Here is a 21,587-nt window from a genome sequence, read left to right as displayed (position 1 = left end):
ACGGAATTGTAATTTTTTTAAGAAAAGTGTAGAATATTGTGAAGATTTCGAAAAAACGAGGAAAAAATATGAAATTTATAGACAAGAAAAAAATCTACCAAGCAACCCTAATCATCGGTTTATTGGTCCTAATAATTTCTTTTATCTTTAGGTATTCTTATATTAATATATTTGGTTTTGATAGGCCCTTAATGCTTGCATCCATGCTTTGTGGGGCCCTTGGGACAATCGGCGCCATCATCGCCCTTATAGATGGGGTAAATAAGCACTTTGGAGATAAAATCCTCCTGCTCGCCATGCTAAACCTTATTATGGCCTTCACCTATCCAATTTTGATTGCCACAGAAAAGGCCTTAGAACCTGCCCAAAATACCTATGTGACCACAGCTCCAAAAAAGGGCAATTCAACCAAATTTAAGAGAGATTCTTCCTTTATTATCGAGGGAGAACTTTATAAATTCCCTCTTAGCCTTGCTGATTTCAAGAAAAATGGTTTCACCTATTCCCTTGATGAAAAGGACGGCAAGCTTGTTGCTACAATTTCAAGAGTCGGAGACTCATTTGACCCTAAGCCAACCTGGTTTACAGACGGGATTAACAACGAAGTTTATAGGGAATTTTACCTTTTGGAAGCCTTTTACGACCTTGATACTGACAAAGAAAAAATTGAAAATACAGTAATTAAAGAGCTTACAGCCTCAGTCATAAATAACAATAGGGACTTTGAGACCATGGGAATTAAGCTTGAAGATTCAGTTTATGACATAAAAAAGAATTTCGGGGAGGCTCTGACAGAAGACCCTGAAAACGAATCAGCCACAATCAAGGCCTACTATCTAAAAACTACCGACGGTTATACAATCAAATTAAACACCCTTAATGGCACCGTCCAATCAATCGATATTTACTAGACCCGCAAGCCTTGCGGGCTTTTTTTATGAAAAATATTTTTTGTTAGTATAGTAATATCAAGAATGGAGCAAAGATGGAAAATTTAGAAAAAATCCTAATCGACCTTTTAAAGGACGATCCAGCGTATGTAAAAGAAAATAAAATAAACAAGGAAGTGGTATTTGCCAAAGTTTATTCCTATGACGAAATTTTTTTAAGAAAAATCCTCCAAAAACCAGCCTTAAAAGCAAATTTTTTTAAAGACCTTGATGGGATTTTAATCTTTAAAATCAATGAATTTACAGGTTTTATCGGCAAATCTCCTCTTATAATCAAGGATAAAATCCTAAAGGAAGGAACATCCTTCAATTTTTATGAAAACAAGTCTGCCCTCAAGGACCTTATTGCTTGCTACAAAGAGTCTTTGTTTTTAAAAATGAGCGAGGACATAGACTACAAGTTCAATACCAAATTCCACGTATCCTATCTTTCTGGATCAAATCAAAAAGAGAAAATCAAACTAGGTGACATAAAATTATACAAGGAAGACCTAAGTTTTACAGATTCTAGGGAAATTTCTGACCTTAAATATAGGGCCTATGACTTATTAAAAGAAGATTTTAATGAAAAAGAAGGCCTCATTTCCCTACCAAATAGCCAGATAAAAGACCTATCTTCCTATATCACAGTCTTTTCAAACCCTTCCTATTACTTAAATATGGTAAATTTTTTAGGAAAGAAAAAGGCCAGAGAGATTTTAACTGACCTAAATGATTTAATTTTAAAGAAAAGTGACTATTTCACAGGCAAAAACCTGGGCTACCACACAATAATCAAGGACTCCCTCCTAAGGGAATTCGATGGTTTCAACCTTTCCTTCCTTAAAATTGCCAATGTCCTAAATGATTTTGGAAAAACTAAGGAGATTTTTGAAATTTTTGCGTCGATAAATAAGAAATTAAAAAAAGATTCTGAGATAAATATCATCTATGAATTTATAAATCAGGCCCTTGAAGTCCTTGGAAATCTCGACTTTGAAGGCCAAGCGAAGAGCAAGGATTTTTATAAGGAATACTTATCACCTCTGGAATATGAATTTAGGGATAGCCTAAATATTTTTGAAAAACTAAATAATTTTTATAAAATTTTGCCTCAAAAAGAAGACAATCTCAGAGCCTACGAAGAAGCCATTTCCTATGACATAGAGGAACTTATTGACCTTTTGACAGTCAAACCTTCCGACTATGAAAACCTCAAAAACGCCGAAAACAAGCTATCAATTGGCCACTACACTTCCCTTGATAGTCTTGGTTACCTAATTGACGCTGATATCGAGGAGGTCGACCAAATCTATAGAAACAAGCTAAGGCTTACAAATGCTAGGATGCTAAATGACCCAATGGAGGGTAAGGCGCTTTTTGAATATCTAAACGACGGCAACGAGGATTTTATAAACCTAAATAACTACGGCAACAACAAAATCTACCTCCTTTCCGCATCGGCAATGGCAGATTCTCTTCCAATGTGGAAGCAGTATGCCGATGACACCAAGGGAGTTTTCCTTGAGTTTTCCAAAGAATTTATAAAGTCAATCATAAATGACGATATGGTAAGGCTTGTTAAAGTGTTTTACATCGGAGATAAAGCCATTAATTACAACGAAAAGTCCGATGAAATCAACGGTCTATTAAAGAAATTAAAAGTAGACTATGAGGCCTACATAGGAAAAATTGTAGAAATTTATAAAGAAAATCCTGCCAACAAAAGCCAACTTTTAAGGACCTTTAACAACGAAATTTTCTTAAAACTTGATAAGATTTCCTATTATTTCAAAAAAGATGCTTACGCCTATGAGGGTGAATACAGGATTGTCCTTGACCTTGATGAGGACGATTCCCGTTGCCATTTCAAGGAAATAAAATTCCACAATCCAAACTTCCCTCTTCCATTTTTGGGAACCTACCTTACAGACTACGAATTAAGATACCAAAGACTAATCTTTGGTCCAAAGGCAATCGACAAGGACTATCTAGTTCCTTATATCAAATATTGCCTAGGTAAAGACATAGAAACTGTAAATTCCAACATCAAATACAGATAAAATCGCAAAAGAAAAGACCTGGTTATCCAGGTCTGATTTTTTTATTTAAGTTTTGCTTCGATAACTTCCTTATCAAAACCAACAACGTCTTCGCCGTCGATATTGATTACAGGCACTCCCCTGTAACCCTTTTCGATAAGGTAATTTACAGCTTCCTTGTCTTCATCGATGTTTCTTTCTGTAAATTCGATGTTATTTTCCTTAAAATATTGTTTAGCTGCCTTGCAAAATACGCAAGTGTTTGATGTATAAATTGTAATATCGTGCATTTATATCCCTCTTTCTATTTTTCATCTAACTTATATATACCCATTTTTTTGAAAATAATATATAATAATTCTAGATAATAAATATACCCTAAATAAAAATAATAAAACTTTTGGAGAAAAATATGGAAAATTTTACCTACAAAAAACTAAAGGACCTACTTATAATCGGTCACGAAATTGAATTTATCTTTGATGACATAAATTGTTCTATAAATAATTTTGGAGATGATGATCACGAATCTGCCTGGTTTTTTTCTACCAATCAAAAAGGTGAATTTACCAATACTTTCCTTGCTGAATTTGATGACAGGAAGATCCTGCTCGAATCTCTAGATAAAATAAAAATCAAAGAAAAAAGCCTAGAAGAAGTCATAGATCAAGTGCTCTACAACCCTTCTAGCCTAACAATTTTCTAATTCATTTGCAATTTTTATATAATCATCTAGGGAAAGATTTTCTGCCCTCAAGTTTTCCTTGATGGTCAATTTTTCAAAAACTTTTTTCAAATCTTCTTTTTCAGCCACAGCTGATAAAGAATTTAAAATAGTTTTGCGTCTTTTTAGGAAACCTGCCTTTACTAGGGCGAAGAGTTTTTCCTTGTTCACTTTCTCGTCATAAATCCTCAAATCAAGCCTTAAGACAGCCGAATCTATCTTTGGCTGAGGCATGAAAACTGATTTTGGTACCTTGGTTAAAAGCCTGGCCTCAGAATAATATTTTACAAAGACAGACAGGGATGAATAATCCTTGTCTTTTTCTGTGGCAAGCATCCTGTCTGCCACTTCCTTTTGGACCATGATAGTCATAGAGTGGCAATCAAGGTCTTCTTCAAAGATTTTTTCTATAATTGGTGTTGTGATGTAATATGGAAGGTTTGAAACAAACTCAAAGGCTTCTCCGCCAAAATACTTATCTTGGATTTCTTTTAAATCAGTTTTTAAAATGTCTTGGTGGATGATTTCTACATTGTCAAAGTCAGACATATTTTCTTCAAGTATTGGAATTAGGCTATCGTCAATTTCAATTAAGACGAGCTTTTTGCAAGTTTTAGCCATTTCGTAGGAGATTGTCCCAATTCCAGGACCAACTTCAATTACGTTTTTGCCAGCAATGTCAGCCCCATCTACAATTTTATCGACGAAATTTTTGTCAATCAAAAAGTTTTGGCCCAAAGATTTGGAAAACCTAAAGCCATAGAGGTCGATTATGTCCTTTACAACCTTTGGTGAATATAATTTTCTCATAAACTTTCTACCGCCCTTTCAAATTCTTCTCGACTTACCCCAAAGGAATTAAGCTTTGCCAAAAGTCCCTTGGAATTATAATAGCCAATCCCTAACAATTCGCCAAGTTTGGCTCTTTTTTCTCGAGAGCCTTCGCCAATAGATAGACCATTTTTCACAAGATCTACCATAGTAAATTCATCCCTGCGAATGGTTTCTTCTGCCTTGGCTCTTTTTAGGGCATCTATAATTACCTCAGGCTCTGCATTTTCAACGCCCAAATCGCCCTTTTTGATAGCTTTTTTCCTGTCAATGTAGGCGTGCTTTGCAGTTGGAATGTGTCTTGCAAGTCTAGCCCTGATTCTTTTTCCTGCGTAGTCAGGATCAGTTAGGATAATTATCCCGCACCTATCATTAATCTCTATGAGCCTATCTATCAAATCCCCGCCAAAACCGAGCCCATTTGTCGCAATCATTTCGCAGTCTACTGCCCTTTTGACATTGGCTATATCGTCTTTTCCTTCAACTACAATTGTCTCTTTTATCATAGGCCAAAAAACTCCCTGGCATTTTTACTTGTCCACTTGGCAACTTTCGACAACTTCATTCCCCTAATTTCCGCAATTTTTCTTGCAACTTCGATAATCTTTCGAGGGTCATTTCTCATTCCCCTATAAGGATCTGGGGTAAGGTAAGGACTGTCAGTTTCAAGCATTAATCTTTCAATTGGAACAAGGGCTGCGGCAGCCTTTTCATTTAGACCATTGCCATAGGTCACAACACCGCCTATTGAAATATAAAATCCCCAATCCATAAAGGTTTTAAGAGTCTCTTCATCGGTTGAAAAACAGTGGATTTGTACCTTTAAATCCTTATAATTTGATAAAATCTCCATAATATCTTCTGTCGCTTCCCTATTGTGGATTACAACTGGCTTTCCGAGCTTCCTTGCCATATCAAGCTGGGCAATAAAAACTTTTCTCTGTAAGTCCTTGGTCTCTGTTGTCCAATAATAATCAAGGCCAATTTCCCCGATTGCTACTGCATCTTTTGCGAGTTTTTCAATCTCTGATAGGTCTTCTTCTCCCATTTCTTCCACATCTGAAGGATGAATTCCTACCTGGGCATAGAAGTTTTTAAATTCCTTGGCAAGCCTTACATTCTCCCTTGAATTTTCAAGGTTTGTCCCTGGATTTACCACAGCTTCTATAGAGAAATTAGACAGGTCTCTTATTATAAAGAGCCTGTCTTCGTTAAATTCTTCGCTTGTTAAATGGGCGTGTGAATCAATTAAATTCATTAAGAAACCTTGCTTCCTGGCTTGATGTCGGCGAGTGTTGAAAGCATGGTCAAATCTTCACCAAAATCTGCCGCAAGGAGCATGCCTTGGGATTCGATGCCGCGCATCTTTCTTGGAGCTAGGTTTTTAACCACGATTACATTTTTACCGATTAAATCTTCTGCCTTGTACCATTTCTTGATGCCTGATACAATTGTTCTTATTTCAGATCCGATGTCCACCTTGAAAACTAGGAGCTTATCAGCATTTGGATGGTCATTTGCTTCGATAATTTTTCCTACCACTAGGTCAAGTTTGGTGAAATCTTCGTAAGCTATTTCTGGCTTAGCTTCTTCTGCAGGTTCTTCTTCTTTTTTGTCAGCAAGTCTTTCTTGGATAAGAGCGTTGTTTTTATCGTGAAGTTTTACTAATTCTTCCTCTACATCTAGCCTGTCAAAGAGGTTTTTGCCCTTAGACACTTTGGCACCTTCTTCTAGAAGACCAAATTCCTTAGCAGATTCAAAGCCCTTGTTATCTGTGCCAAGTTTTTCTAGGATTAATTTTGTAGTATCCTTCATGGTTGGCTCTATTAGTTGGGCCACAATCCTCAAAGTCTCTGCAAGATTGTATAAAACCCTATTTAGTCTTGGTAGATTTTCCTCATCACGACCTAAAATCCATGGCTCAGTTTCGTCTACATATTTATTGGCACGACGGATTAATTTCCAAATTGTTTCTAATGCTTCGTTGAATTTGAAAGAATCCATTAATTCTGTAAATCTTGTGTAGGTTTCCTTGGCAAGGGCGATTAATTCATCATCAAATTCGCCTTCTTCAGTACCTTTTTCGATTACTCCACCATTGTATTTTGAAATCATTGAAGTTGTTCTTGAAACAAGGTTACCGAGGTCATTTACAAGGTCTGAGTTATATCTTTCCATAAATTTCTTTGATGAAAAGTCCCCGTCAGATCCAAAGTTAAATTCCCTAAGCATGAAATATTTAAGGGCGTCATTGCCATAAAGTTCTACAAGTGGCTCTGGATACATAATATTACCCTTGGACTTGCTCATCTTGTCGTTTTCAAACAAAATCCAACCGTGGGCAAAAACTTTTTCTGGAAGTGGAAGGTCAAGGGCCATTAAAAGTGCAGGCCAAATTATAGTGTGAAATCTCACTATGTCCTTGCCGATTAAATGAACGCTGGCTGGCCAATATCTTTCAAATTTCTCCTTATCATCTCCGTAACCAATGGCAGATAGATAGCAAGAAAGAGCATCAATCCAAACATAAACTACGTGCTTATTATCAAATGGCACGTCAACTCCCCAATCAAAGGAAGTCCTGGTTACAGAAAGGTCCTCAAGTCCCTTGTTTATAAAGTTATTTAGCATTTCCTTTTGCCTAAAAGCAGGCTCAAGAAATTCTGGGTGGTCTTTGAATAATTCTTTGAGTTTATCTGCATATTTTGATAATCTAAAGAAATAAGTTTCCTCTTCTTGGTAATTAACGTCCCTACCACAATCAGGGCACTTGCCATCTTCTAACTGGCTTTCAGTCCAAAAAGTTTCACAAGGTGTGCAGTAATATCCCTTGTATTCTCCCTTATAAATATCGCCTTGGTCGTAAAGTTTGTTGAAAATATCTACTACATCTTTTTCGTGTTGTTTACCAGTAGATCTTATAAAAGTATCGTAGTTAATATCAAGCTTTTCCCATAGTTTTATGGTTTCAGCTGCAATTTTGTCTACAAATTCTTGTGGTTCCTTGCCGTGGGCATGGGCAGATTCCATAATTTTTTGGCCGTGCTCGTCAGTACCTGTTACAAGGTAGGCGTCGTAGCCTAAAAGAGTCTTATACCTTTTTAAAACGTCTGCAATTATAGAAGTATAGGTATTTCCTATATGTAAATTGGAGTTTGGATAATATATTGGTGTTGTAATATAATAAGGTTTCTTATTAGTCATCTAGTCATCTCCTAAAAATAATTCTCCTTTTATCATACTTCAAAAGCCCTAAAAATCGAAATTTGACTTGAAAAACAAAAAGGCCCAGCAGAAGCTGGGCTTACTTTGAAAATACTGTATTTATTTTTTACTTAAGTTTTTATATATCCTGGAAAGCTCACTTGCACTAGCGCTTATATCATAGCCCTTGCTTCTTATCTGATCAATATTGTCTTGTCTATCTAATTTATTATTAAGGATTTGGTCAATCCACTTTTCCCTATCCAGGTCAATAAATCTTGCACTACTTGTTAGCCCTGTATCTCTTGGAACATTTGTCGATAGCAAGGTAACTAATCCGCTTGCTTGGGCTTCTACGGCAGCAATGCCTAGGCCTTCTCTTAGAGAAGGAAATAAAAATATATCTGATGCCATTAGCAACTCATTTACCCTATCAGAATTTCCAAGGAAAATAACTTGGTCTTTGACACTTAAGTCCTTGGATAAATCTTTAAGTTCATTTTTCTTAGGTCCATCCCCTACTAAAACCAATCTAATATCAGAATTTTTCTCTAAAAGATCTGGCATTATCCCAATTAAAAATTTTTGGTTTTTTATATCTGAAAGGCTACCTACATTTATCAGAACATACTTATCAGAAAGGGATAATTCACTTCTTATTTTTTGGCGGATATCTTCATCAAATTTGTATTTCTCAACATCTATACCATTATTTATCTTGATAAAATTTCCCTTACTATAAAACTCATTACCAACTTCATCTGAACAAGCAAATTTCAAATCAGAATATTTTATCACATCTTTTTTGAAAATACTTCTTATAAGGCTTTTAAATTTAGAATATTTTTGGGCGCCGTGGTTATGAGAAATGGTCATAAGGCCGTGTTTTTTTGCTTTTTTTAGAATGAGGGCCTCTGTTCCCCTAAAATGACAATGAAGGATAGAAATTTCCTTATGATTCTCTAAAATCTCATCTAAGTCCCTTATATATTTTAAGGGGTTTTTAAAATCAAGCCTGTCTAAAATAAAAATCCTTCCACCAAGTCTTTCTATCTCCTCACGATAGGCATCATTTTCTAACTTATGCACTATAAAATCAAATTGTATTTTTTCCCTATCTATCCTTCTGTAAATCGACATAATAAAACTCTCTACGCCGCCTACAGACAAGTCTCCCAGAACATGCACTACTCTAATCATCTAAACCTTCATTCTCCAAATCATCTTCTTTCACTTATAATAATTATCCCAATAAAATTTTTACTATCAATCCATAGTTAATTTTTTAAACTCTCAAGTATTATAACTTAAAATACAAAAGTCTCAAAAATTATAGGTGAAATTTGTCTTTTCGACCTTATTTTCTTACTTTACCTATATAAGATTCATGATCATTTGATATAACAAACTTATCATCACTGTAGAAAAAATACCTATCTTTAGCATTTATCCCATTTAATTGGTAGGAATTTTTATTTTCTTCCACATCAACTATATAATGAGTCCACAACCCGTCTGATAAGAGCAGATAAGTCTTTCCGTCTTTTTCTAATTTTGAAATATTTACAAGCCTATCCATAGGTTCTGCTGTTTTATACCACGATATGGCAAGTACTTATTATATCTTAGACAAATCCTACCTGGCCCTTTATTACATAAATAAATCTTTAAGGGCAAATAATAAAAATCCGATTTCCCCAATCATGGTCTACCAAAAATCCATAATTTTATATGACCTAAATTTACCTTATGAAAAATATGCGAAATTGATACTGGAAACTTCAAAGAAAATTAATTCCAATTTATATGAAATGCTTTTAAATAAGTATAAGGCTTAGGCTAAGGCTAATTATGACAAAAACTTTATAACTTCATATTAAAATTGGTTTTATTATAATCCATAATTGATAGGCGAGAAAAATTATTCTCGTCTTTTTTTCTATCAAATATCTTATAGTCCTCATTTTTTATTTGTAGCCATGCTTGAGATGTTAATACTACAATTGTGTTTGTTTTTATCGTTTAATAATGATAATCATTATTGACAACTCTCCCCAAATATGCTATCCTATAAGTGAAAATAATATATAAGAGGTGAAAATATGAAATTAACCCAAGAAATAAAAGATTTAATAGGTGAGCAGCTTGCTTATATGGCAACTGTTGATGAGGATGGCAACCCTAATATAGGACCAAAGAGAACTATGAGGGTTCTTGATGATGAACATCTCATCTATTGCGAAAATACAGATGGCAAGCACCACGCCAATATTAAAAATAACGGCAAGGTTGCTATTGCTTTTGTCAAAAGAGAAGACAACAAGGGCTTTAGGATTGTTGGTACAGCCAAATCTTATACAGATGATGAGCATATGAACCTAGCCAAGGAAAAGGCTGGCGTAATGCCAAAGGCGGCTGCTGTAATCATAGATATAGAAAAAATCTATACCCTTGATTCAGGTCCAATAGCAGGAAAATTATTAGAAGTTTAATTCCCATATTTATTAATAGTTCTACAAAAAAGTTTGGTGCACAGATTATCTCTCGTGCACCAAACTTTTTTATTTATATAATTATTTTGCAATAAAGACCAGGTTTTATCAATTTCTGAAATTTTATCCTTACAATTAATTCCAATTTTAACCCTATAAGATCAAAGTTTATTAATTTTTCCTTCTACATAAGCGATTTGCTTTAAGACTTCTTCTGGACCAGGCCCACCTTGGGATTTCCTATTTTTTAGGCAAGTTTTTAGGTCAATGGCTTCGTAAACATCCTCTTCAAAAAGATCTGATTCTTTTTTATAGGTAGCTAGGTCAAGGTCTTCTAAGGTGTGATTTTTTCTATGGCGTATTTTACAAGCCTTGCTGCTATGTGGTGGGCGTCTCTGAAGGCGACTTGCTTTTTTACCAAATAATCTGCCAGGTCAGTCGCATTCAAAAATCCAATCTTGCATGCCTGTAGCATTTTTTCTTTATTTACAGTAAGACTTTGGATTTGCCCAGCCATTATTTTTAGACAAGATTTTACTGTATCTATGGAGTCAAAGATAAATTCCTTGTCTTCCTGCATATCCTTTGCATAGGAAAGGGGCAGAGCCTTCATCATTACAAAGGCCTGGTTCATATTTCCAATTATCCTTGCACTTTTCCCCCTAACTAATTCCGCCATATCAGGATTTTTCTTTTGGGGCATAATTGATGAGCCTGTAGCAAATTTGTCGTCGATTTCTATAAATTTATAGGCAGGAGATGCCCAGTTTATTATCTCTTCTGATAACCTAGAAAGATATTTCTAGAATTCTAATTTCATAGATGATAAGGCTGAAACATTTCTAATATTGGCTATAAAGGACCTTAAAATCACCAAAAATTCGTCTTCAGAAATACCAGAGGATTCTACCAAGTATTCATTATCCAAATCTTTAAACTCTGCCCTATATAAACCTCCCTCTTTATAGGAAGAAAGTAGCATTTCTTGGCCATAGAAATTAGAGATTTTTTTATCTTTCAAGGAATAATCGCTCCAGGTTTCTTCATCCTTGCCTGCCATCTGAAAGAGGATTTGTGAGTCATCCTTAGTTAAATAAATTTCCACAAAAAGTCTCTGATCATAGGCACCTGATTTCGACTTGCCCAAGACCTCTGTTGGCTCTCCAAGCTCATATCCATCAAGATTTTCCACAAGTTTCTTTACTAACTTTCCGCCATTTGCATCAGTAAGTTCCCTAGATTGGGCATCTAGTTTAGCACTTGAAATTCCTTGGTTAAAAACAATTGTATCTTCTGCCCCACAAGACTCAATTTTCTCAAAGCTAAGCTCAGGTTTATATATCATCTTTAAAGTCTTTTCACTTGTAAAATCGCTATCGGAAAGACCCAAAGAATTGAAGTAATCACGACAAAGTTGGAGTGTCTTTGCCCCATTTTCATATATATCTACCCAATTCTTTTTGGTAAATTTACCAAAAACAGGATTGGTCATGGTCTTTACTTCCTTCCACCTATCCATGTGTTTGTCCCCATATTGGTAGATTTTTATGATGGTTTGATAATAGGAGTTATAAAGGGCCATTAATTTCTTAACCTTTGGCCTTTGAAGAACCTCTTCTTTCTCTTTTTTGCTAATCTTTCCTACTTTGCTACCACCAAAAGGATGGACTTGTCTACCCTTTGTCACTCCAAAATAATGTAGGGCTGGCAAATACATGCCGTCTTCATAGGTATAATCTCCCTTAAATTGGATCTCATCCGCTGTTTTTTCTTCCTTGGCGAAGGCATTTGCACTTGGCATCAAAAATACAAGGGCAAGAGCTCCTGCCAAAAATTTCTTTTTCATGATTTCTCCTTTCTAAATTTTTTCTTGTGCTTCCTTAATATCATTTTACCCCCCCATCTGTAGTTTCAATAATTAAATACCACAATAAAGTGGGATTTATTTGACAAAAGTTCGTCCATAGTGTTAAATAGTCCTATAGAAATAAAAACTTACAATGAATTCGAGTAGGAAAGGCCTGGGATGGCTTTTTTGAAATTACACTTTCATTTTGTTTAAGGCAAGCCAAACTGCCTGTGTTTGGCAACGAGTATAAAAAAAAGCTGGTACCGCAAGTCTTTGCGCTTTTATGCTCTTTTTTTGTGCCTATTTTGGCCTAGAACTGTCTATTTTATAGGATTTCTCACTTATATAGAAATTACAGCAAATTATAAGAAAGGATAAATTATGAAATTTACTTACGAAAAAGAATACGATAATGTTTTTGATGAGCTTTTTGACCGTGGTTACTACGAGCAAGCCACAAACGAAGAAGAATTAAAGAAGAAACTTGCAACAGAATCTGTGAAATTCTACTGTGGTTTTGACGCTACAGCAGATTCCCTAACTGTTGGCCACCTTATCCAAATCATGGTAATGATGCGTATGCAAAACTACGGCCACAGGCCAGTTGCCCTTCTCGGTGGCGGTACAACCTTAATCGGCGACCCATCAGGAAGAAGCGACATGCGTCAGGTAATGACAGAAGAAAGAATCAACCACAACGCAGAGTGCTTCTACAAGCAATTCCAAAGATTTTTAGACTTCTCTGATGAGGGCGGAGCTGAAATGTTAAATAACAAAGATTGGCTTTTAGACCTTAATTTTGTTGGATTTTTAAGAGATGTGGGAAGCGAATTTTTGGTAAATGAAATGATTAAAAAAGATGCCTACAAGAACAGGATGGCAGCTGGTGGTCTAACATTTTTTGAATTTTCTTACATGCTTTTACAATCTTATGACTTCCTAAAAATGTACAGAGAAAATGGTGTAACCCTTGAAATGGGTGGTTCTGACCAATGGTCAAACATCATCGGTGGTGTAGACTTAATTAAAAAACACGAACAAGGCGACGCCTACGGTATGACCTTTGCCCTACTTACAACTGCAGACGGAGTTAAGATGGGTAAATCCCAAAAAGGGGCAGTTTGGCTTGATAAGGAAAAAACAAGTCCATTTGAAATGTTCCAATACATGAGAAATGTCGATGATAGGGACGTTGAGAAATTCCTACTTCAACTTACCTTCCTACCTACAGCTGAATGTAGAAAACTAGGATCAGCAACAGAAGCAGCAGAAATCAACAAGGCAAAAGAAATCCTAGCCTACGAAGTAGTTAAACTTGTCCATGGCAAGGAAGAAGCAGATGCTGCCCTTGATGCAGCCAAAGCGCTTTTCTCTGGCAAGGGTGATGAATCAGCCATGCCAACAACACAAATTTCTGCATCTGACTTACCAAAGGGTCTTTTAGCCCTCATGACAGAAGTAGGGCTAACAAAGTCAAATGGCGAAGCAAGACGAATTGTCCAACAAGGCGGCGTATCAATCAACGATGAAAAAATCACAGACCCAGCCTTTGAAGTCACAGAAGAAATTTTTGAAGATAATAGAATAATAATTAAAAAAGGCAAGAAAAACTTCCACAAGGTGGAATTAGCTTAAGGATCTTCCTCCAAAACCTGAGTTTTGGGGGATTTTTTTATCTAATCTTGTATAATAATCTTAGGTGATAAAATGAATAGAAGCGAAGAATATTTAAGTAAAAAACGAGCCAAAGAGCTTTGGGATTTAGGAGTTTTAGGAAATTTTGAGATAGGTAATCTCAAAGGCCTAAATGACATCCACGCCTATCTTTTCCAAGATGTATTTGACTTTGCTGGCAAAATTAGGACTGTAAATATTTCCAAGGGGAATTTTCGTTTTGCACCCTTGCTTTTCCTTGAATCAAACCTTGCAATAATAGAAAAAATGCCAGAAAGAACTTTTGATGAAATTATTGATAAGTACGTTGAGATGAATGTCGCCCACCCTTTTAGAGAGGGAAACGGCAGGGCGACAAGGATTTGGCTTGATTTAATCCTAAAGAAAAACCTAGGTAAATGCATCGATTGGGACAAGATTGACAAGTTTGCTTACCTGTCCGCCATGGAAAGATCGGTTGTAAACACACTTGAAATCAAACATCTTTTAAAATCCGTCCTTACAGATAAGATTTCTGACAGGGAAGTTTTCATGAAGGGCATCGACAAGTCCTACCTCTACGAAGACCTCTATGATATTCCTATAGGAGAAATCGAATAAAAAACAAAGACGAGTAAGAATCTCAATTGAGAATTACTCGTCTTTTTCTTTAATCTTTTATCAATTTTTCAGCCAAAACTTTTACAAGGATCACTACGATTATACATGAAATTGTAGAACCTATAAGTAGGTCCATCTTTAGAAATACCCTATTTGCAACAAAACCGATTAACCAAATTACCATGTTTTTATAATATATTCTAGATTCTGTGACGTCTTTTTTCAAAATAAAGAAGTCTGCGATTTGGATAGCTATCATTGGTGCGAAGACTGAACCGATTAGGTATAAAAATTCGGTTATGTCGTCCATTGGGTAAATTATTGCCCCGATTGTGCCGATTATTGTAACAATGATTCCGATTTTTTGGCCGTCAACCTTCTTTGACAAAGATTCGGCGGATATACCTGCTGAATAAGCATCAAGGAAGGTGGTTGTTACTGTTGACAATATAATAATTACCATGGCGGCAAGGCCTAGGCCTGATTTCACCATGATCATGGCTATATCACTTTCTTCTGTGACTAGGGCCATACCCATACCTATTACATACATCCACATAGAAACAAGTGTATAGATAACAGTTGATGTGAGGGTTGCTCCTCTTGGGTCTTCTGCCTCTCTTGTATAATCAGATATTAAAGGTAACCAGGAAAGTGGCATAGCAACAGCAAGTTCTATGGCAAGACCAAAGCTCATGGCATCGGCTGCCGCTTCTGAATTGAAGTTTACTCCCTTAAATACCTTAAAAGAAAGTAGGATTGTTAGGATAAATAAAAGAGACATGGAAACTGTGTTTAGTTTGCCAAGATTTGAAATGCCTACCATTATCCAAACTAAGACCAAGGCTCCAATTACAAGGGCCCAGATTATGTGGCCTGTAGAGAAAACGTGGGAGCTTGAAATAGCCCCATCGTAGATCATAATAGCAGTCCATCCTACAAGTTGGAGGACATTTAAAAGCGCAAAAAATAATCCGCCTTTTTGTCCAAAGGACATTTTTACAGTCTCCATTGCTGATTTTTCTGTCCTACCGCCTATAAGACCTGCCATATATAATAAGATTGCACCGATAGCGTGACCGATTAGCATTGCCAAAAGACCTTTTTTAAAGCCTAAAGGCGCGAAATATGTTCCGGTAATAATTTCTGCTATGGAAACTCCTGCCCCAAACCAAATCAGGCCGTTTTCAAAATTAGAAGTTTTTTTCATTTTCTTCTCCTTCCTTCTCTTGGAGATTTCTGTCTCCAAATAAATTTATCTTCTCTTTCATAATCTCTCCTTTTTCTTATTTACAAAAAAAGGACAAGCCAAGGCTTGCCCTATAAGTTCAAAAAAAATATGCATAAAAAATATACATCCCTACGTTGGCATTATCCAAATCAGGTAAGGTCGAGGCTAGGCCTCCTCTCAGATCTTTTAAGAACTCCCTTGTATGCCTTATATTTTAAATCTTTCCCAAATTTTTGTCAAGGAAAATTTTTTCCAAAATTATTATTAGATTAATATCGAACACAAGGCTATTGATGTTAGATGTGATTTATCTTATAATTAAGTTAATAGAAATCTAAGATAAAAATATTTATTAGATACAATTCTAAGAAAGGATATACAATGAAACCTAATTTCTATAATTTTAAGCTCATAAAAAAGCCCTTACTTGTAAATGAAGCAGGACTTTTGATTTACCTTTACACAAATTACCTAGCTGCCAATAATAAGAACTTTTTCTCTTTCGAGGATTCCTACCCAGGTTTTAATTACTCCCAGGATATGAATTTAACCTCAATAGATACTGCTTTTTACAACAACAAGTCCTATACAGATTTTATTAGGAGTATAAAAAAGGAAACCCTTCCCCATCTAGAGGAATTTTTCAATGACCAAAACGAAGATATTTTAAATCTTTTTTACATATTTACAGAAAACGATGGAAATTATTTGCCTTTTATGGCAGGAGTTTTCCAAAATATCAATGTTACATCTATTGAAGACTTTTCCTATGAGCTCTTTGACCTTGTCTTCAACCTATCTTTTTTAAGATATATAGGTGTTGACATAGATGATCCAGAATTAAAATCTACAACTATAAAAGAATGGTCAAAAAAAGCTTTAAAATCAGACTTTCTAAGCTTAATAGCTAGTCTACCCTACGAAGATAAGTTTTCTATGGCACTTTTAAGGTCTTTTTCCAATAAAAAATCTATCTACGATAGACTTTATCCTCTTTTAGAAAAAATTTGCCAAATTTTAGAAAATAATTTCCCAAAAATTCAAGACGAATTCATGGACCATTTTAAAAAAATAAAAAAAGATGACTACAAAAAGGTAAGTGAAGTAATAGACCAAGTTGGCTTAGCAAGTTTTTTAAGCAAAAGAGATGAGCCTTTTAACATCTATGGTCTAATCCTTGCACCAAATATGACTATGATTCAATTTATATCAGAAGATTACGATGATGCCTTTATCAAATTTGGAATTTACTCAAATAAAGACTTTGTCGAAAAAGAAAATAAGCTAAAATACATAAGCCAATACCTAAAAATCCTAGGAGACCCAACAAGGATTGACATCCTAGATCTCTTAAAGGAAAAAAATTACTACGCAAAAGAGCTTTCTGACAAGCTTTATATAACACCTGCCACTCTCTCTTACCACATAAGCCAGCTCCACGTTTGTGGCTTTATTGGTGCCTATATCGAGGGCAGGAAGACTTATTATTATTTAAGACGTCCTGGTTTTGAAAAAGTAATAGAAGAATTAACCGAATTTTCTAAGGACATAAAGGAGGAAAATTATGGAAAAGAATCTTAAAAACCTAAAAGAAAATCTCGCCCAAAATTTAAAGGACGATAAGGTCATAAAATCATATCTAAGAGCTGATAAGCTTTCAAATTTTGACCTTCTAAAAATGGCCTATGAGCCTTTTAAGGATAATATAAAAATAAAATTATCATTAATGGTTTATCCTATTACTGCAGGCCTAATTCCAGTAATCCAGGCCTTTATTATGTATTATTTGGTAGATCTCATAAACAAAAATACCGACCTTAGGACAATGATTTTGACTATTATAGCCTATGCCCTAATAATTTTTATCTGCTCCATGGTCTCAAACCAGATTGAGCGTAGAACTTACTCGACTTATATGGGTACTAGGTTATCTACCTTCATCAAGGCTTCTGGTCCTATTATGGAAATGGACTACGGTCTTGGGGAAAATTCTCTCTTTATGGCTGAATTTTCCAGAGGTTTTGAACCTTTTTCTAACAATGTCACAGGACTTGAGGGAATCTATCACGATATGTATAAGCTTTTGGCAAATATCCTTTCCTTTGTAATAATTTCTGTCATTATGGCAAGACTATCTCCCCTAATTTTTATCCTTGCCATAATTTCGATACTAATTCAACTGGCAATTAGGACTTATACAGACAAGTACAGACACTCCCACATGGGCGAATTAAACAAGGTAAAAAGAAAAACCGACGCCTATTACAAAGAAGCATCCGACTTTCGTTTTGCCAAAGATATTAGGGTATTTTCTTTCAAGGATAGGTTTATAGAAGGCTTTAAGCCCCTTGTAGGAGATGTGGTTAAGATATCAAGAAAATTTATCAAGCCTGAAATGTACCTATCCCCTGTCCTTGCAGTCCTTATCGTGGGTGTAGAAGCCCTTTGCTATTATTTCCTAACAGGGAAAATTTTAGCAGATCAAATTACCCTTAAAAGCCTAACCCTCCTTATCACATCAGTTGCAATTTATTCTAATGTTGTCTTAACTCTTGTGATAAATATAGCCCAAACCAGGTCAAACCTTCTCTATGTGGCAGATGGCTTTGATATGATTAGGGTAGATCTTAAGTCAGATGTAGGTGATAAAAAAATTACTGGACCGATGTCAATCGAATTTAAAAACGTATCTTTTTCCTATCCCCTATCTGATGTAAATGTATTAGAAAATCTGTCTTTTACTATTAAGGAAAAGGAGAAAGTTGCCATTGTTGGTGTAAATGGTGCAGGCAAATCCACTATAGTTTCCCTAATCTTAGGCCTTTATAAGCCAACATCAGGAGAAATTTTTATTAACGGGGTAAACGCTAATGACCTTGACCTTAAGGAAAGGTATGCTGCCTTTGCAACAGTCCTACAAAATGTAGAGCCCCTCGCAGTTTCCATTGCAGAAAATGTGGCAGCAACTGATGAAAATATCGACAGAGAAAGAGTTATAGATTCACTAAAAAAAGCAGGTTTAGGATATAAGCTTGACCAATTACCAAAAGGCATTGACACCCAGATGACAAGAAATATCCACGACGACGGGACACTTTTCTCTGGAGGGGAAAACCAAAAACTTGCAATCGCAAGGGCTCTTTATAAGAAAGATGCAGGAGCATTAATCATGGATGAGCCAACAGCGGCCCTCGATGCCCTAGCAGAAGAGAAAATTTATAGGGATCTTGATGAAATCAGCAAGGACAAAACCCTAATTTTCATATCCCACAGACTAGCATCAACCAGATTTTGTGATAAAATCATGCTCCTTGATGGTGGGAAAATAACAGAATACGGGACTCACGACGAGCTTTTAAAACAAGATGGTCTATATAATGAAATGTACGAATCTCAAAGAAAATACTATCTGGAGGAAAAGAATGAAAAATAAATTAAAGGCCCTAGGCCTTTTCATAAAAATCACCGCAAAAAACGATCCTCTTTATATACTGGTAATTATTTTAAACGCCCTAGCGCCGGCTGCAGCTACCATGATTAATGTCTTCGTGCCAATGATTTTCATTAATCAAATCACAGACCCGAGTCCAGCTGACCAGTTTATAAAAATTGTAGTCTTGTTAATTGTAGGGAAAATCCTCATAGAAAGTCTTGAAAGGCTTTTAAGTAGGGAAGAATTTGTAAGGCGCCAGGGAATCAATGATTATTTGACCTTTGAACTTGCCAAAAAAGCCATGGATTTAACCTACCAAAACATAGAAAATCCTCACACCCTAGATCTTAAGGAAAAGGCTAATGCTGCAATTAATATGGGAGCTATCCACAACTTGCTATCATGCCTAAAGGATATAATAACAAGCGTGGCAACCATGATAGGAACAGCCCTTGTAATCATATCCTTCTCCCCTTACTTGGTTGGTTTTTCAATTCTAATTTCCTTTTTAATAATACTTGTAAATGGCAAAGAGTCTTCCTACACCAGCAAGTTTGACTTAGAGATTGTAAATGTAAACAGGAGATTTTCCTATTATTTCTCCCTCATGGCAAGTCCCCACTACCAAAAGGAAATAAGAGTCTTTGACCTGGGAGAAATGCTTCAATCTAAAACACAAGGATACTTAGATCAAATGATGGATGGATTTGAAGATAAGTTTGCCTTTGAGGCCAACATGGGAGCTATAAAAATCTTTTTAGAATCAATTTTAAGACTTGTTTCCTATACCTATGTGGCAATGAGGACACTCTCAACCACCTACGGCCCACAAATTTCCTTCGGATCCTTTTCAGCAATTATTGGGGCGAATGAAAACTTCATGACTTCCTTTCAGACCATGTTTTCAGAACTAGCTGGCTTTATTATGAGTTTAGCAAATCTTGAGCCCCTCTATGACTTCTACGTCCTAGATTCTGATGAGGAAGAAAATTTGGAAATAGCAGAAGATTTCCAAAACCTTGAATTTAAAAATGTGACCTTTACCTACCCAGGATCTGATAGGAAAATTATTGACAACTTGTCTTTTAGGATAAACAAGGGCGAGAAAATCTCGATTGTAGGTGTAAATAACGCTGGAAAGACAACTATTGTTAAGCTTCTATTGAGATTTTTCGATATTGATAGCGGAGAAATCCTTTATAATGGTGTGAATATCAAAAAAATCAGCAAAAAATCTCTTTATGAGAAAATCAGCGGAGTCTTCCAAGACTTTTCAATTATGCCTTTTACAATCAAGGAAAATATTATTGCAAATAAGGCTTTTAGCGAAAATAAAACTGATGAAATTATAAAACAGCTAGACCTAGACCAAAAGATAAAAGAACTTACTCGTGGGATTAATACTTATTTAAATAAGGACATCTACGAAGACGCAACCGACCTTTCTCTTGGCCAAAAGCAAAAACTAGCCATAGCCCGTGCCCTCTACCAAGATGCAGATTTTCTAATCCTAGATGAGCCAACAGCTTCATTAGACCCCCTTGCAGAAAGCAAAATCTATGAGCACTTTAACGAGATGACCGAGGGCAAAACTGCCATCTTCATCTCCCACAGGATGAGCTCATCAAGATTTACCGATAAAATTCTATTACTAGACGGCGGAAAAGCTCAAGCTTACGATAGCCACGAGAATTTAATGTCCTACGACAATCTCTACTCCAAACTCTACAAGGCCCAAGCCCAGTATTTTGAATAGTAAAATCTCCAACAAAAAAACTCCCAAGCTGGGAGTTTTTCTTTGCTTATTTGATTTTCCAATACCCATCCTTAGCACTGCCTACATACTCGATTGTTTTTTCATCTGTGAGAATTTTTAAATCTCTCTTAATTGTACTTACGGATACGTATAATATACTAGAAAGCTCCAGTGATGTTATTTTTGAATTTTCTTTTATAAGTTTCACTATCTTATTTCGTCTATCATTTGGTTTTAACTTTTTACCATCATTTTCACCCTCACTTTGACCGTCATTTTGAGTACCATTTTGAGTGTCATTTTGGGTGTCATTTTGGGTATCATAATTTAAATTCTTTAAAATTGTAGTAAATGAAGATTCTGTTGACTTAAAGACTGGTTTTAATTCTTCATTATAATTTTCTTCCACTTCATAAGCTTCGATAATCTTTCTAAGTCCAGATCCTCGTCTTTCCATTAAATCCATCCTAGCAAATACATCCGCTATAATTGGATTTCTTCTTGATGAAGATACATCTAGTGGATTGATATCTTGAATAAATGTACCTTCATACATTCCTCCAGGAGAATATATTTCCAGCCTGTCATCATAGATATCAACATGGACTTCACTGCCAATTACTGAGTAATCTCTGTGAATTAATGCATTGACTAGAGCTTCTTGGACTGCCCTTTCTGGATATTCTGGATATTCTATTCTATAGACCGGACCTTTTTTCCACATCTTTTTAGAATTTCTCTTCACAAAGTCTAAAGATGCTTTTAAAAGATAAATAATGTTGCCTTCAAATTCTATATCATCTAAGGCATCCATTCTCCCAT

The 21,587-nt window shown here is 35.6% G+C and carries 20 protein-coding genes and 1 riboswitch; of the genes, 9 read left to right on the top strand and 11 right to left on the bottom strand.

Annotation, left to right across the window (positions count from 1 at the left end):
• The first annotated feature begins 68 nt into the window (after positions 1–68).
• Positions 69–911: a hypothetical protein gene (locus tag AC1EJ5_RS05460; RefSeq protein WP_479815051.1), complete on the top strand. Its 843-nt coding sequence runs from the start codon at positions 69–71 to the stop codon at positions 909–911.
• A gap of 74 nt (positions 912–985) precedes the next feature.
• A complete protein-coding gene (locus AC1EJ5_RS05455) occupies positions 986–2,992 on the top strand; it encodes a DUF2971 domain-containing protein (RefSeq protein WP_308749056.1) in 2,007 nt (668 codons plus the stop codon).
• A 41-nt stretch (positions 2,993–3,033) separates the two neighbouring features.
• On the opposite strand, the gene AC1EJ5_RS05450 is transcribed toward AC1EJ5_RS05455, so the two are convergent.
• Complete coding sequence (locus AC1EJ5_RS05450) at positions 3,034–3,261, bottom strand: glutaredoxin family protein (protein ID WP_308749055.1); 228 nt, start codon at positions 3,259–3,261, stop codon at positions 3,034–3,036.
• A 122-nt stretch (positions 3,262–3,383) separates the two neighbouring features.
• Between AC1EJ5_RS05450 and AC1EJ5_RS05445 the strand changes: the two genes are divergently transcribed.
• Positions 3,384–3,677: a hypothetical protein gene (locus AC1EJ5_RS05445; RefSeq protein WP_308749054.1), complete on the top strand. Its 294-nt coding sequence runs from the start codon at positions 3,384–3,386 to the stop codon at positions 3,675–3,677.
• Here AC1EJ5_RS05445 and rsmA read toward each other — a convergent pair.
• From rsmA to AC1EJ5_RS05415, 6 genes are all read right to left on the bottom strand, one after another.
• Positions 3,663–4,505, bottom strand: a complete 843-nt coding sequence (rsmA, locus tag AC1EJ5_RS05440; RefSeq protein ID WP_308749053.1) for a 16S rRNA (adenine(1518)-N(6)/adenine(1519)-N(6))-dimethyltransferase RsmA — start codon at positions 4,503–4,505, stop codon at positions 3,663–3,665. The two genes, AC1EJ5_RS05445 and rsmA, sit on opposite strands and share 15 nt — an antisense overlap.
• Entirely contained in the window at positions 4,502–5,032 is a 531-nt protein-coding gene (gene rnmV / locus AC1EJ5_RS05435) for a ribonuclease M5 (RefSeq protein WP_308749052.1), read from the bottom strand. The genes rsmA and rnmV overlap by 4 nt, the downstream gene beginning before the upstream one ends.
• Entirely contained in the window at positions 5,029–5,784 is a 756-nt protein-coding gene (locus tag AC1EJ5_RS05430; protein ID WP_308749051.1) for a TatD family hydrolase, read from the bottom strand. Before AC1EJ5_RS05430 ends, rnmV begins: the two co-directional genes overlap by 4 nt.
• Entirely contained in the window at positions 5,784–7,730 is a 1,947-nt protein-coding gene (gene metG / locus AC1EJ5_RS05425) for a methionine--tRNA ligase (protein ID WP_479815047.1), read from the bottom strand. The genes AC1EJ5_RS05430 and metG overlap by 1 nt, the downstream gene beginning before the upstream one ends.
• A 120-nt stretch (positions 7,731–7,850) precedes the next feature.
• Complete coding sequence (locus AC1EJ5_RS05420) at positions 7,851–8,930, bottom strand: glycosyltransferase (RefSeq protein WP_479815045.1); 1,080 nt, start codon at positions 8,928–8,930, stop codon at positions 7,851–7,853.
• A gap of 157 nt (positions 8,931–9,087) precedes the next feature.
• Entirely contained in the window at positions 9,088–9,309 is a 222-nt protein-coding gene (locus tag AC1EJ5_RS05415; RefSeq protein ID WP_479815043.1) for a hypothetical protein, read from the bottom strand.
• Between the two features lie 523 nt (positions 9,310–9,832).
• Here AC1EJ5_RS05415 and AC1EJ5_RS05410 point away from each other — a divergent pair.
• Complete coding sequence (locus AC1EJ5_RS05410) at positions 9,833–10,222, top strand: pyridoxamine 5'-phosphate oxidase family protein (protein WP_223419255.1); 390 nt, start codon at positions 9,833–9,835, stop codon at positions 10,220–10,222.
• A gap of 334 nt (positions 10,223–10,556) precedes the next feature.
• Here AC1EJ5_RS05410 and AC1EJ5_RS05405 read toward each other — a convergent pair whose 3' ends face one another.
• Together AC1EJ5_RS05405 and AC1EJ5_RS05400 are read right to left on the bottom strand one after the other, a co-directional pair.
• On the bottom strand, positions 10,557–10,958 hold the full coding sequence (locus tag AC1EJ5_RS05405) for a lyase family protein (protein WP_479815074.1): 402 nt from the start codon (positions 10,956–10,958) through the stop codon (positions 10,557–10,559).
• 66 nt (positions 10,959–11,024) lie between these two features.
• Positions 11,025–12,068 carry a hypothetical protein gene (locus AC1EJ5_RS05400; RefSeq protein WP_479815041.1) on the bottom strand — a complete coding sequence of 348 codons (1,044 nt, stop codon included), beginning with the start codon at positions 12,066–12,068 and terminating at the stop codon, positions 11,025–11,027.
• A 384-nt stretch (positions 12,069–12,452) separates the two neighbouring features.
• Between AC1EJ5_RS05400 and tyrS the strand changes: the two genes are divergently transcribed.
• Together tyrS and fic are read left to right on the top strand one after the other, a co-directional pair.
• Entirely contained in the window at positions 12,453–13,706 is a 1,254-nt protein-coding gene (tyrS, locus tag AC1EJ5_RS05395; RefSeq protein ID WP_479815039.1) for a tyrosine--tRNA ligase, read from the top strand.
• Positions 13,707–13,778: 72 nt separating this feature from the next.
• Entirely contained in the window at positions 13,779–14,345 is a 567-nt protein-coding gene (fic, locus tag AC1EJ5_RS05390) for a protein adenylyltransferase Fic (RefSeq protein ID WP_479815037.1), read from the top strand.
• 49 nt (positions 14,346–14,394) lie between these two features.
• Here the strand turns inward: fic and cytX are convergent, their stop codons facing one another.
• Positions 14,395–15,555, bottom strand: coding sequence for a putative hydroxymethylpyrimidine transporter CytX (gene cytX / locus AC1EJ5_RS05385; RefSeq protein ID WP_479815035.1), 1,161 nt, complete (start codon positions 15,553–15,555; stop codon positions 14,395–14,397).
• A gap of 129 nt (positions 15,556–15,684) precedes the next feature.
• A riboswitch (TPP riboswitch) is annotated at positions 15,685–15,786 on the bottom strand.
• Between the two features lie 171 nt (positions 15,787–15,957).
• Here cytX and AC1EJ5_RS05380 point away from each other — a divergent pair.
• From AC1EJ5_RS05380 to AC1EJ5_RS05370, 3 genes are read left to right on the top strand one after another with little or no spacing between them, the layout of a single operon-like run.
• Positions 15,958–17,157 carry an ArsR/SmtB family transcription factor gene (locus AC1EJ5_RS05380; protein WP_308749040.1) on the top strand — a complete coding sequence of 400 codons (1,200 nt, stop codon included), beginning with the start codon at positions 15,958–15,960 and terminating at the stop codon, positions 17,155–17,157.
• On the top strand, positions 17,141–19,009 hold the full coding sequence (locus tag AC1EJ5_RS05375; RefSeq protein ID WP_479815033.1) for an ABC transporter ATP-binding protein: 1,869 nt from the start codon (positions 17,141–17,143) through the stop codon (positions 19,007–19,009). Before AC1EJ5_RS05380 ends, AC1EJ5_RS05375 begins: the two co-directional genes overlap by 17 nt.
• Positions 18,999–20,765 carry an ABC transporter ATP-binding protein gene (locus AC1EJ5_RS05370; protein WP_479815031.1) on the top strand — a complete coding sequence of 589 codons (1,767 nt, stop codon included), beginning with the start codon at positions 18,999–19,001 and terminating at the stop codon, positions 20,763–20,765. The genes AC1EJ5_RS05375 and AC1EJ5_RS05370 overlap by 11 nt, the downstream gene beginning before the upstream one ends.
• Positions 20,766–20,811: 46 nt before the next feature.
• On the opposite strand, the gene AC1EJ5_RS05365 is transcribed toward AC1EJ5_RS05370, so the two are convergent.
• Entirely contained in the window at positions 20,812–21,579 is a 768-nt protein-coding gene (locus AC1EJ5_RS05365; RefSeq protein WP_479815029.1) for an ATP-binding protein, read from the bottom strand.
• Positions 21,580–21,587: the final 8 nt, after the last annotated feature.

Source organism: Anaerococcus sp. C0059F3 (assembly GCF_056590475.1).
The sequence above is the reverse complement of the archived record's forward strand: the minus strand, read 5'-3'. Positions and strand labels throughout refer to the sequence as shown.

Excerpts from the sequence above, each read along its gene's own strand:
- AC1EJ5_RS05460 (WP_479815051.1), top strand. The coding sequence starts at position 69 with ATGAAATTTATAGACAAGAAAAAAATCTACCAAGCAACCCTAATCATC.
- AC1EJ5_RS05455 (WP_308749056.1), top strand. The coding sequence starts at position 986 with ATGGAAAATTTAGAAAAAATCCTAATCGACCTTTTAAAGGACGATCCA.
- AC1EJ5_RS05450 (WP_308749055.1), bottom strand. The coding sequence starts at position 3,261 with ATGCACGATATTACAATTTATACATCAAACACTTGCGTATTTTGCAAG.
- AC1EJ5_RS05445 (WP_308749054.1), top strand. The coding sequence starts at position 3,384 with ATGGAAAATTTTACCTACAAAAAACTAAAGGACCTACTTATAATCGGT.
- rsmA (WP_308749053.1), bottom strand. The coding sequence starts at position 4,505 with ATGAGAAAATTATATTCACCAAAGGTTGTAAAGGACATAATCGACCTC.
- rnmV (WP_308749052.1), bottom strand. The coding sequence starts at position 5,032 with ATGATAAAAGAGACAATTGTAGTTGAAGGAAAAGACGATATAGCCAAT.
- AC1EJ5_RS05430 (WP_308749051.1), bottom strand. The coding sequence starts at position 5,784 with ATGAATTTAATTGATTCACACGCCCATTTAACAAGCGAAGAATTTAAC.
- metG (WP_479815047.1), bottom strand. The coding sequence starts at position 7,730 with ATGACTAATAAGAAACCTTATTATATTACAACACCAATATATTATCCA.
- AC1EJ5_RS05420 (WP_479815045.1), bottom strand. The coding sequence starts at position 8,930 with ATGATTAGAGTAGTGCATGTTCTGGGAGACTTGTCTGTAGGCGGCGTA.
- AC1EJ5_RS05415 (WP_479815043.1), bottom strand. The coding sequence starts at position 9,309 with ATGGATAGGCTTGTAAATATTTCAAAATTAGAAAAAGACGGAAAGACT.
- AC1EJ5_RS05410 (WP_223419255.1), top strand. The coding sequence starts at position 9,833 with ATGAAATTAACCCAAGAAATAAAAGATTTAATAGGTGAGCAGCTTGCT.
- AC1EJ5_RS05400 (WP_479815041.1), bottom strand. The coding sequence starts at position 12,068 with ATGAAAAAGAAATTTTTGGCAGGAGCTCTTGCCCTTGTATTTTTGATG.
- tyrS (WP_479815039.1), top strand. The coding sequence starts at position 12,453 with ATGAAATTTACTTACGAAAAAGAATACGATAATGTTTTTGATGAGCTT.
- fic (WP_479815037.1), top strand. The coding sequence starts at position 13,779 with ATGAATAGAAGCGAAGAATATTTAAGTAAAAAACGAGCCAAAGAGCTT.
- cytX (WP_479815035.1), bottom strand. The coding sequence starts at position 15,555 with ATGAAAAAAACTTCTAATTTTGAAAACGGCCTGATTTGGTTTGGGGCA.
- AC1EJ5_RS05380 (WP_308749040.1), top strand. The coding sequence starts at position 15,958 with ATGAAACCTAATTTCTATAATTTTAAGCTCATAAAAAAGCCCTTACTT.
- AC1EJ5_RS05375 (WP_479815033.1), top strand. The coding sequence starts at position 17,141 with ATGGAAAAGAATCTTAAAAACCTAAAAGAAAATCTCGCCCAAAATTTA.
- AC1EJ5_RS05370 (WP_479815031.1), top strand. The coding sequence starts at position 18,999 with ATGAAAAATAAATTAAAGGCCCTAGGCCTTTTCATAAAAATCACCGCA.
- AC1EJ5_RS05365 (WP_479815029.1), bottom strand. The coding sequence starts at position 21,579 with ATGGATGCCTTAGATGATATAGAATTTGAAGGCAACATTATTTATCTT.